Genomic DNA, 10,219 nt, shown 5'->3' with positions numbered 1-10,219 from the left:
CTTCTAGACGCCCGCACGGATCGACCGTCGATTCTTTTGATCGATGACAGCAACATCTTGCGGCAACTTACGGCCGAGTCGCTACGCCAACGCGGTTTCGAGGTGACTTGCGCGGGGGGAGGGGCGGAGGCGCTGGCGATGATCGAACGCGCTCCCGACAATTTCGACGTGATCGTTACCGACTTTGCCATGCCACTTGTATCAGGGGTGGACGTCATCCGTTTCGCGCGCACGCTGCGTTCCGATTGGCCTGCGGTTATGATCACGGGCTATGCCGATGCGGAAGAGATCGCCGATCGGCCAACGGACGTGCCGCTGCTCGCCAAGCCGTTCCGCGACAAGGATCTGCTCGACAGCATTTTCCTCGCTCTTGCCAATRCAGAGCCTCAAAAGATCAGGATAGGTTAGCGGATAGGAATCCCGRTTGGCAGCGAGCGGCGCGGATTTCCTACTTGCTGATATTCAAGTTCCCGACTACTCCGCGCTGTTAATTCGATCGCGGCGCGGTCGTTGCCCAGTCGATCAATCAGATCCGGAGCCGTCTGCCCGGGGCTATCCCTGTAGGCATCGCGAGTGCCTCCACGGTCAGGACGCCGGAAAGCGCAACCTCGTGCGTTCCCGAAATGCGCCGTCTGATGTGTCGGAAGGGCAGCCTCGCAATCAATCTCTTCTTGGGCGACATGCCAGTGCCGTTCGTGGTCGCCATCCGGGCAACCTGCCCGCTGCCTAGACTAGCCTGAAGGCTGAGTGTCTTCACTGAAGAGTTCCGACCCGGCTCGCAAATCAGCAGAGGGGCGCCACTCGGCTGGAACATCGGAAGTTATGGCGCATTTCAATTGAACTTGATCGGAGGCGACTGACTTAAAATGCGATCCTTGATCACAAATATATGGGAGTTGGTCAAAGAGAGCGCAGTCGGGTTTGTCAACGACAATGCTCTTAGCCATGGCGCGGCGATGGCTTTTTACGCCACCACCTCCCTGGCTCCAATTTTGCTGATCGTGGTCGCCATTGCTGGTCTCGTTTTCGGTCGGGATGCTGCACAATTGGCCTTGTCTGCTCAGATTTCCGGACTGATGGGGCCAGAAAGTGCCGATCTCCTACAGACCGCCCTGCAGAGTGCCTCGAGTAAATTATCCGGAACCTGGGCCGCAGTTATCGGAGTAATCACTTTGTTGGTGGCCGCGTCGGGGGTTTTTGGCGAAATGCAGCAATCGCTGAACACGATATGGAAGGTCGAACCTCAGGGAAGTTCGTTGTCGCGTCTGGTGCGGGCGCGTGCCGCAAGTCTGGGTTTGGTCGCTGCCCTCGGTTTCATGTTGCTCGTGTCTCTGGTCGCTAGCGCAGCGATTTCGGCGTTGGGAAACATCATCAACGCTCAGCTGCCGTTTGGCACAATCGTCCTCGGAGCGATCAACGCAGTCGTTTCGTTTGTCCTGATCTCAGTGATGTTCGCGGCAATCTACAAGATTTTACCCGATCGAACACTCGAATGGCGCGATGTGGGGATCGGGGCTGTTATGACCGCTGCACTGTTTACGCTCGGGAAGTCGCTTATCGGCTGGTATATAGGCACCAGCGCGATCGCCTCCTCATATGGGGCTGCCGGTGGGCTGCTCGTCATCCTCCTATGGGTTTACTACTCATCGGAAATTTTTCTCCTCGGCGCCGAGTTCACCCGCGCCTATTCCATTCGACACGGCAGCAGGTCGGATTTGGAAGCGCTGGCTGATAGTCCTTTGCCTGCAGAACATTTTTCAATTCCATCAGAGCAAATTTCCCCCTCCGCAGGCGTGATCACGCTTTTGGCGGTGGCGTGCGCGAGCGCAACGATGACCGCTCTGCTGCTCGGTCTTCGGCGTTTCCAAGCCGAAAGGGATAACTGACATCTACTGATCTGGGACGACCGACGCCTGCGAAACCGTATCGTGCCAGCGTCGATGGACAGCGTCGACCGTCTTGCCAACCGCGTCCAGCTTACGATGGACCGCTATTCCCCCCTCAAAGCGGTCGAAAAAGTATTTGGAGTCGTCATCGACTTGCCATGGGCCGGAGGGCAAGAAAACCTCGCCAGAGCGCTGCGGCTTGCCTTGCGCACTCGCGGGTCAAGACGCGGATTGAAAGATAATCACGATCCGATGCAGGTCAGCGCGCCTCATATCGGGCACCCGCCCTTGCCTCCGCGCCGTGCTCGCGGCGACTTCACAAGTCGCGACCATCCTTACCAATTATCGCGAAGACCCCGAGGGGCGCTGGTGGGAGGGAGCGATGATGGCGAGCTACCGCGACGATGAAGAGGCTTGAACGTCTGGAGATTGCCTGACGCGTGATCGCCGTATCCTACCGATCATCCCGGTGGAACATTAGGAGGTTCTAAGTGTTCATTACAGCGCGAGGGTTACCGGAATTGCTGCGGCGCCAAATACTCGAGAGCTGCAATGTGCTTTGACCGCAAATTCGGATGGACATGAACAGCATTATTTACATTGTCGGACTCGTCGTTGTCGTCCTTGCGGTCTTGAGTTTTTTTGGCGTCAGACGATAGGCGATAAAGGGCGTGGTATAGGACCAATCCGACGGGATTACACCCGTCGGTTTATTGGTCTGCACGTCCCTAACCGTCGTACCACCAATATTGCCAGGCGGGCGGTCAATCGTGAAGTCGCATTCGAGGCAGTTGTCGCCGTGCAGGTGACCAGTTCGGTAGCATGCCCTGCCTATGCACGCGCTAGGCGGACACAAAACCATCCGATGCTAGAGCGGCGTAGACTCCCAGTAGCGCATGGTCATCGCGCTTGTCCTTCGAAGGCCGGCTCGCGTGCCGATTATTTCGTTGGGGTGTTGAATTCACGGTTTGCCGCATAGTCGATWGTGAAGGTRCCCGCRGGAGCSCGAACGCCCTKCKTSRCGTTGGATATKGTGACYGTCGTGGTAAGGCCYCTYTCGTCGGTGAKGCTCCATCTGCGYAGATCTAGAGATTTCCTGTCAAACACCATGGTGATGTTGGAATTGCCGAAGGCCGACTTGTCAGCCAGCTTGATGATTACCTGTGCACCATCGTCCCTGATGCTTTTGAGGCGACGGCCAGAGAAGTCGACCTGGTTGTCGAGCAGCAGCTTGAGCGGCGTCTTCGAAAGGGCATAGAGCCGCGAAGTCTTGAGCTTCTTGTTATAGAGCACCACGGATGTTCCGTCTGCGATGACACTGATCCCCGATTGGCCAGCATAGATGAACCGGATTTTGCCCGGCCGTTGGAGGAAAAATCTGCCGCTGGTCGTTTCCGCTCTTGGACCCGACTGGACGAAGTCCCCGGACATGGACTTCATCGATGAGAAGTGATCAGCAACCGTCTTTGCTTCCACCGGCGCGGCCGAGACCGCAGTTCTAAGTTCGACGTTTATCGCGGCAGCGATGACAACGGCAAACCAGAAACCCATTGTCTTGATCTTATGTGGCATTCACTTGTCCTACCCCGAGAAGGCGCGTGATCTGACAAGACCACGCGCCTTGAGATCAGTAGCCGTCCGGGCACTGCGCAATATAAACTCGACCGTGCCGATCTTGATATCTGCACTGGCCGGCTTCGCTGGCGTGMCCGATGACCGCYCCGGCTAKYGCWCCAACYGCGCCGCCAACRACCGCCCCCTTCACCGGGTCGCCGGCCACTGCCGCGCCTACAGCTGCGCCACCCAAGCCACCGACAGCAGCGCCTTGTTCGGTGCGAGAGCATGCCGCGAGCGGAATGAGCAGAGTCAAAATGAGCAGCGTCTTCTTCATTGGTTCTCTCCTGAGGCCATTATTAGCCGAAGCTTAAATGCGCCACAGAGGTTTTCGATCCATCGATCCGGGCTTAAGAACCCTCAGCCATCGCACCCCGCATGGCGCTGCGCTCGTTCTCGGATGCTTTACAGAGAGGGGAGAGCATCAAGAACAGGGGAGCGTGGGGAGGGCAACCCAAATCTTCTGGCACTGGCGAAGGCCCGGATAGGCGGTCAGAGGACGGCAATAACCAGTCCGGCCGGACCGACCTAGAGGCGCGGGCCACGCTGTCCCGGACAGCGATAGCGGGCCGCGCGACGTCCCGAGGATTTGGGCTCGTTGGTTGGGGTTAATTTACGCAATTGCACGACCACATTTCCGTGCCCGCAAGGGGATTGTCGGGACGAAGTTCCCGTCTCGCCCGTGCGCTATAGACGCCGCGCCGGGCGCGAGATGCGCGCTCATGTTTGGCGGGCACCCGGTGCAACTATTGCGCTTCTCAAGCGTCATGGGTGGAGGTCATTTTCGTTGCGGGCCTTTCCAAACGCCGTGCATCGCCCCAGAGACGAAGTCAGGATAGGCTGAATGAAACAGCGCCGGCCAAAAACTCAAGGGAAGCGTAAGTCTTGCGCGGCGCAAGCGCTGGCGCGAGCCAGCGCCAGCTTGATCGGCATCGCATGTCGGCAAGGCCGCGCCGGTCGGCGATCAGATGGACGCGGACGTCGATGAAGCTGGGTCAGCAAACCGTAGCCTGCAGCCTAAACCGGCTTGCTGGCGCGTATCATGGCACGCGCGATCGCGAGCTAGGACTCAGTCTTGGCATTCTCGCTCTGTGTCATATTATCGGCCGCAATGAGCGGCTTCAGCGCCCGCAATGTCCCACCCGGGTCCCCTACCTCCAGCATGCCATCGATGATTGCCTGAAAGCTAGGCTCCATGGCTGGTTGACGCCGCAAGGAAGGCCCCCGGCGCCGGGGGGCCGGGGGCCTTGTTCGTTGCGTTCCTACCAACCTTGCCTGCTATACCAGTCATCGATATCGCGGCGTGCGCGGTCTTTTTCGATGCCGTAACGCTCCTGAATTCTGCCTTCGAGCTGATCGCGCTTACCGGCGATGCGATCAAGATCATCGTCAGTGAGTTTCCCCCACTGTTCCTTGACCTTACCCTTCACCTGCTTCCAGTTTCCTTCGACGCGGTTCCAGTCCATGACGACCTCCTTTGTTCGAAAAAGGCGCAACGTCGTCCGCCCTCCGAGGTTCCAAGACATTTTCAGGTGGGCTAGGATTGAGCGCTGGAGCTTCGGGATGGGCGGGCCAAGCCTCGGCCGGTGCGCCTTTTTCAGTACGCTTGGAACCGCGCGATCAGCAGCAAGTTCTGGACGATTGCAGCGTCCCTTCCCTGGGTAGCGCTGCATGACCGGGACCAGAGCCCGGTCGGCCCGTCGCTGCCGTGAATGGAGCGGCGGGCTCTGCCTTTCGGCGGAACTTGATGATCGTCGCGCCAGCGTCTCACTCCAGCGGTTCATGGTTGCGGCTTTTCGTGCCACCTCAGCTGCGGAAATTGCGCATGTCTACTTTCTGACAGCAGGTTGCACATGTGTAGAAATCGTGCCCGTCTGCCTTTGCACCCGCGCTCATACCACATCACTGGTTGATGGAGCCGAGGAGCGCCTCGCAGACATCCCTGATGAGCCGTGGCAGAACATCAAAGGCATAGCCTGTGTGCAAACGTTCCAGCGGCGTGTGGTAATCTCGACCCCATGGGCCAATGTTGATGGTCGGTACATTCGCAAGCCCGTGCGCCTTCGGCCAACGGACGCCTTCCTTCCACATTGGCGTGTTCCTGCCGACCACCTCGAACCCGGACGCGGCGGCCTCGCCAAAGAAACTCATGTCCGAAATCCCGGCGAAGTACTCCGTGCAGCTGACTGCGCTGCCGTAACGGACACTCGATCCGGCTGCTATGTCGGAGGCGATTGCCCTCAGTCTCGCTGCTATTGGCGTATCTGAAAGGTTCGTTGCCAGATACGGGATCGAGCCAAACCCCGTGATGATTGCCGGGCCTGCGAACTGGCTCAATTTCCAGGCTTCCTCAGTCACGATCCGGCACTGTTCGGGCAAGGGCAGATTGCCGGCGGCGATGGAAGCGCAGAGCGCCTCAAGCTTCGACATCGCTTCCGCATCGAGACGGCTCAGCACGACATCGTAACGATACAAGCGGATTGTCCCGGCGATGAGATTGCTGCGCCTCGAACCGAGGCGCCGGGTGAGCTGCGCCTGATAGTCGCTCGCCGCACCGAGGCATAGCCTCTCGAAACGCTCCAGCACCTCGTCTGGCGCTCGGCGGTAGCTCAGCACATTGAACGTGGCAAAGGCTGTCGCCGGCGTCGTCACGTCATAGCCGACCTTGCCATCACGGATGCTGAGAAGGCTTGGCGGTGTTCCCGGCAGCGCCTGGGAACCGTCGGTAAGCTCCGGCGCCCATTCAATGCGCGCAGCGATCGCGGCCGCAAGCGCGCCCGCATTGAGCCCATTCAAGGGAAAGCCGCTATGGGCGGGAAAGCCCGCCACGAAAGCAGTCGGCAGTAATTTGCCGACTGTTCCCAACGCGATGACTCGACCCTTGCTGCCATCGCCATCGTCAGCGATGGCGTCAAGGTTGATTGCGGCCGCCATATCGAGGTCGTGCTCTCTTGCTATTTCCGGCAGTATCTGGACAGCCCTGCGTGCCCCTGCGGAGTTGTTTTCTTCGTCGGGCACGGCGATGAAGAGCAAATTGCCGACAGGCCCATCACTTTCGGCGAACTCCGCGCAGACGGCCAATCCAGCGGCAAGGCCAGCCTTCATGTCGAGCAGGCCGCGGCCGGCAAGAAATTCTCCTGAGGCAAGATCCGTTTTCGCCAGTTGGGCGGCGGATGTCTCGGCCATGCTCAACATCTTGGCCAGGGCAGGGGTGAGGTGTTCCGGTTCGGTTGCCAGGTCCTCCAATTCCCCATAGTCACGGGTCGAGACGGTGTCGTAGTGCCCCGTCAGCACAATGGTGTCCCGCCCCGCACCCCGGATCAGCATTGCCACGCAATGGCGGCCGTCCCCAGGTTCGATCTCGATCGTCCAGATTTGTGCGTCTCGAAACACAGTCTCCGCGCCAAGCGCGTCGGCGAACCATAACCCGAACGACGCCTCGCCATCGGTTCCGGTGACGCTTTTTTGCTGCGTCAAGGCCATAGCCCAACGCCTGGCGCGTTCAAACAGATTGCTTGCTGTCGCGTTGCCCATCATGTCCCCGGTCAAATGGCAAAATTCGATAGTAGAGTTTGGGGACGGGGCCTCAAGTGCATGCGTAGCCGTGTGTGATGGGCCACCACCCATCGCTCATCGATCGCTGTCGACCTGGATGGTTGACGGGCAGGACACGCCTGGTTGCAGTCAACTATCGGGCTGCTGAGGTGGGGCTGGGATTTCAGGCTCAAGTGATGGCGCGTCTATCGCACGCGGCTCTCGGTCATGCTCACACTGCTCAGCCCACTGCAGATCCATCAGCCAAGGTTCGCGACGGCCGATCCAAAGTTCATAGCCGGGTATGGATATCGCTGGGGCAATGTCGAGGGTACCGAGCATGATCTCAGCCTCTTCCTCCGGCAGCGACGCCCATGCGCGCTCCGCATTCAGGGCAAAAGCTCCGTCCCTCGAAAGCCCGCAGGTTCCCAGCGCCTTGATAGGTATGTCGCGGCCAAACGCCGTAGAAGGTGAAAGCACTGCCGCTTGTGCGCCGACAATCCTGGCAATGGCAAAGTCCAACGCGCAGAGGTGCGCCTTTCACCAAAAAGCGAATTGCACCGCAAAGGCAGCCACCGCTGCGCACCTCATCATCGATGCTCATTGCAGAGCTCGCTTTGGGGGATCACGGTTCTCGTCGGGATTGGGGAGAGGAAGTTCGTCCGGCAGAAGATCCGGGTCAGGCTCTCGCACGTCGGGAGTCCAGGCGGGGGCATCTACCGGCGGKTCKTCAKTYGGCTCTGGTTTGGGCGGCATGATTATTCTCCCGGTCTGTCGGTCGGACGAGGGGTTTTGCCGGCCACCGGCCGCGCATCGATTTGTCTGGCAGGGAGCGGTTCTGCCAGCCGGCTTTTGTTTTTAGGAGAAGCACCTGCCGTCTTAGGGGTGGGTGACCCTTGATCCTCGTCGCTGCCGTTCAGGCCTTTACGCTCTATCTCGGCGCCGGCTCTCTCCGGCTCCCTGACAATAGCCGCGCCGAGGTTCTTGATCTTGGCCATTTCCGTGTCTCCTTTGCTGGCCAACGACCKGCCRKAGGGAATGTTCCATCTGGAGCGGAACTAGCACTGCCGGGGGTGGTTATCGTTGATCACACGGAGAACCAACACATGTCTAACAACGAAAACCATCGCGAAACCGGGGCAACAAAATATCCGGCAAAGACCGGCGCCGATCCTTCGGATGCGTTCTCTCAGGACGCGGCCGGAAACAAGAAACCCAAGAATGGCGTTGGACTGACGCGCCCGGTCAATGAGGTGGACGACAAGACTCACCAGTCAGACKGGCAGAACCCATCCGACCAGGTAAAGAGTTCCAGGCCATGAACGTCGCCAATCTTCAGCTTGAAGGTCTGATGATGGCGGTCGCGTCGATCAACAACTTGCCGGTCCACAAAGGCCTGCTTTCAGTCGACGACATTGATATCGCATTTCGGAAGTCCTAAGCCAATGTCACGGGCGATGAGCGCACCTAATCAGAGTTAAACGACGGCGATACCTCTACTTAGTTGACCGCTACATCTCGTTGCTTTGAGTAATGCCCGCTTGGCCATCCCGCGCATGCGCGTGCGACACCGTCGATCTGAGTCGGACGCCCGGGCCGCCATGGATCGTCTCGCCATCACTTAGAAAGGCAACTCCCGCCAGTTCGAGCGCCGATCGCATGGCAACTAGCATGTCGCCGGCCGGAATGCGTTTTGCCGGCGACCAAGATGCCCCGAATCACGGTCGGCCCGCGCTGCCTTGACGCAACCTGCGGGCCACCTTCCCAAAGGGGCACTTGGCCAAAGGTATCACACCGGTGCGGGATGCTCGGAGTCTCGGAAGCGGCGCCAGCTAAGCCGACGACCGCACCGTCCGCTATTTGCTTGCGAACGTCGGAACCTGCCCGTCCGCATCGGCCCCGTTCCAGCGGTCAAGAGGCCCGCCGGTAAGAGCGCCCGCTAAACTTGGTCGTCAAAGCCGCGTTTGCCGATCTGCTCTCCGCATTAAGCGAGCTCCGATTGCCGCGACGTTCGTAACTCGTCTTACCGTGCCCGCTCTATACCCTCGACTTGCCGGGGGGCTCTGGTGCCGGAGCCGAGCCGGAGCACTCTCCGGCGGATAGGGACGCCAGGGGCGGTCACAGCCCCAGTGCCGCAGCGACCCGTTCCTGAAAATACTGCACTCCCCGCTTGGCAGGCGTTCTGCAGTCGGCTTTGTGCAGCGTCGAGGAACGAACTTCGACACCAGGACTTTCCTCTCGGTGCGTCTTACGCCACTGGCCCATCCTTTGGAGGACGAGATGTTGATTAAAAATTTGGTTGCGTCGTCGCTTATCGTGGCGGCGCTGACTGGAGGCTGCCTTGCCCAGGCGGCCGACGACCCGGCGATTGCTGCTTGCAAATCCACCGGACTGTTGGCGCTTCAGGAAGGGTCCAAAGACATCAGCGATCTCGTCATCGACATGGAGAGTGTCGCGATGAGCAAGGCGGACACCACTGTTGGGGACGTGCCCATCAAAACGGTCGTTCTGGGAGAAGCCTATATCGCTCGAAGCGGCAAAACCGGTGCGCCAGACCGTTTTGTCTGCCTGCTGGGCGACGAAGGCAAAGTCCTGTTGACGTTTTTCACGGCCAAATAAGGATCACTAAGACTGATGGATGCCGACACGTGCTGCGGGTGCGTGAAGCAACCTAACCCCGGTCTTCTTTTATAATCGACATTACAGCAGGGACGCACCTCATGGCTCCGAAATCATCGCGCGATATGCCTGGCCCAAAGCCTCGCAAAGATACAGACAGAGATGCCCGCGAGGCCGTTGTCAAAACGCCTGACAAAACAAACGACTGGGATCGCAACCAGGTGCACGGCGACGGCGACACCATCGGCATTGAGCCTGAGCAGGGCGTTGATTCGAAATAGCCGCCAGCTGGAATTGTCTACGAGGATGAACTCAGCCGTTCGGCCGCCGAATACATCAACGTCGAAGCCGCGCAAGGACGGGACGTTTGTTGCGTGGAATTCGACGGGGTACAGGGCAAAGATGGGAGCCTTGTATGCGCAGGTATAAGGTCGAAGTCATTTCGGGAGAGCTTGTCGTCTCAACTGCTACGGTGAAGGCAGGTCTACCGTTCAACGCCGCCGAAGAGCATGTGCGGAAGCCGGTCGCATTTCGTCATGAGGAGGGAGAGTGGATCAGGGTGTCCG

Annotated in this window: 11 protein-coding genes; 5 read left to right on the top strand and 6 right to left on the bottom strand. The window is 59.2% G+C overall.

The window, feature by feature from the left end; translation table 11 throughout:
- A partial coding sequence (locus AC1DX0_RS24340) for a response regulator (protein ID WP_477357108.1) occupies positions 1–408 on the top strand: 408 nt, incomplete at its 5' end.
- Between the two features lie 458 nt (positions 409–866).
- Positions 867–1,886, top strand: a complete 1,020-nt coding sequence (locus AC1DX0_RS24335; RefSeq protein ID WP_477223810.1) for a YihY/virulence factor BrkB family protein — start codon at positions 867–869, stop codon at positions 1,884–1,886.
- Positions 1,887–2,825: 939 nt separating this feature from the next.
- Here AC1DX0_RS24335 and AC1DX0_RS24330 read toward each other — a convergent pair.
- The 6 genes from AC1DX0_RS24330 to AC1DX0_RS24305 form a co-directional block, all read right to left on the bottom strand.
- A complete protein-coding gene (locus AC1DX0_RS24330) occupies positions 2,826–3,458 on the bottom strand; it encodes a LolA family protein (RefSeq protein ID WP_477357106.1) in 633 nt (210 codons plus the stop codon).
- Between the two features lie 55 nt (positions 3,459–3,513).
- Positions 3,514–3,777 (bottom strand): YMGG-like glycine zipper-containing protein, encoded by a 264-nt coding sequence (locus AC1DX0_RS24325; RefSeq protein WP_477357104.1) that lies wholly within the window; start codon positions 3,775–3,777, stop codon positions 3,514–3,516.
- Between the two features lie 985 nt (positions 3,778–4,762).
- The gene (locus tag AC1DX0_RS24320; RefSeq protein ID WP_477223813.1) at positions 4,763–4,966 is read right to left on the bottom strand and encodes a CsbD family protein; all 204 of its coding nucleotides are present in this window, start codon (positions 4,964–4,966) and stop codon (positions 4,763–4,765) included.
- A 436-nt stretch (positions 4,967–5,402) separates the two neighbouring features.
- Positions 5,403–7,037 carry a M20/M25/M40 family metallo-hydrolase gene (locus AC1DX0_RS24315; RefSeq protein ID WP_477357102.1) on the bottom strand — a complete coding sequence of 545 codons (1,635 nt, stop codon included), beginning with the start codon at positions 7,035–7,037 and terminating at the stop codon, positions 5,403–5,405.
- Between the two features lie 343 nt (positions 7,038–7,380).
- Complete coding sequence (locus AC1DX0_RS24310; RefSeq protein WP_477357100.1) at positions 7,381–7,638, bottom strand: GFA family protein; 258 nt, start codon at positions 7,636–7,638, stop codon at positions 7,381–7,383.
- Between the two features lie 154 nt (positions 7,639–7,792).
- On the bottom strand, positions 7,793–8,032 hold the full coding sequence (locus AC1DX0_RS24305; RefSeq protein WP_477223815.1) for a hypothetical protein: 240 nt from the start codon (positions 8,030–8,032) through the stop codon (positions 7,793–7,795).
- Positions 8,033–8,140: 108 nt separating this feature from the next.
- Between AC1DX0_RS24305 and AC1DX0_RS24300 the strand changes: the two genes are divergently transcribed.
- The 3 genes from AC1DX0_RS24300 (at position 8,141) to AC1DX0_RS24290 (ending at position 9,653) form a co-directional block, all read left to right on the top strand.
- A complete protein-coding gene (locus AC1DX0_RS24300; protein ID WP_477357098.1) occupies positions 8,141–8,356 on the top strand; it encodes a hypothetical protein in 216 nt (71 codons plus the stop codon).
- Positions 8,353–8,475 carry a hypothetical protein gene (locus AC1DX0_RS24295; RefSeq protein ID WP_477357110.1) on the top strand — a complete coding sequence of 41 codons (123 nt, stop codon included), beginning with the start codon at positions 8,353–8,355 and terminating at the stop codon, positions 8,473–8,475. The genes AC1DX0_RS24300 and AC1DX0_RS24295 overlap by 4 nt, the downstream gene beginning before the upstream one ends.
- An 839-nt stretch (positions 8,476–9,314) precedes the next feature.
- Complete coding sequence (locus AC1DX0_RS24290; protein WP_477223817.1) at positions 9,315–9,653, top strand: hypothetical protein; 339 nt, start codon at positions 9,315–9,317, stop codon at positions 9,651–9,653.
- Positions 9,654–10,219 lie beyond the last annotated feature (566 nt).

It is taken from the genome of Mesorhizobium sp. P3_A9 (genome assembly GCF_056402975.1).
This window is presented reverse-complemented; position numbering and strand designations above follow the sequence as displayed.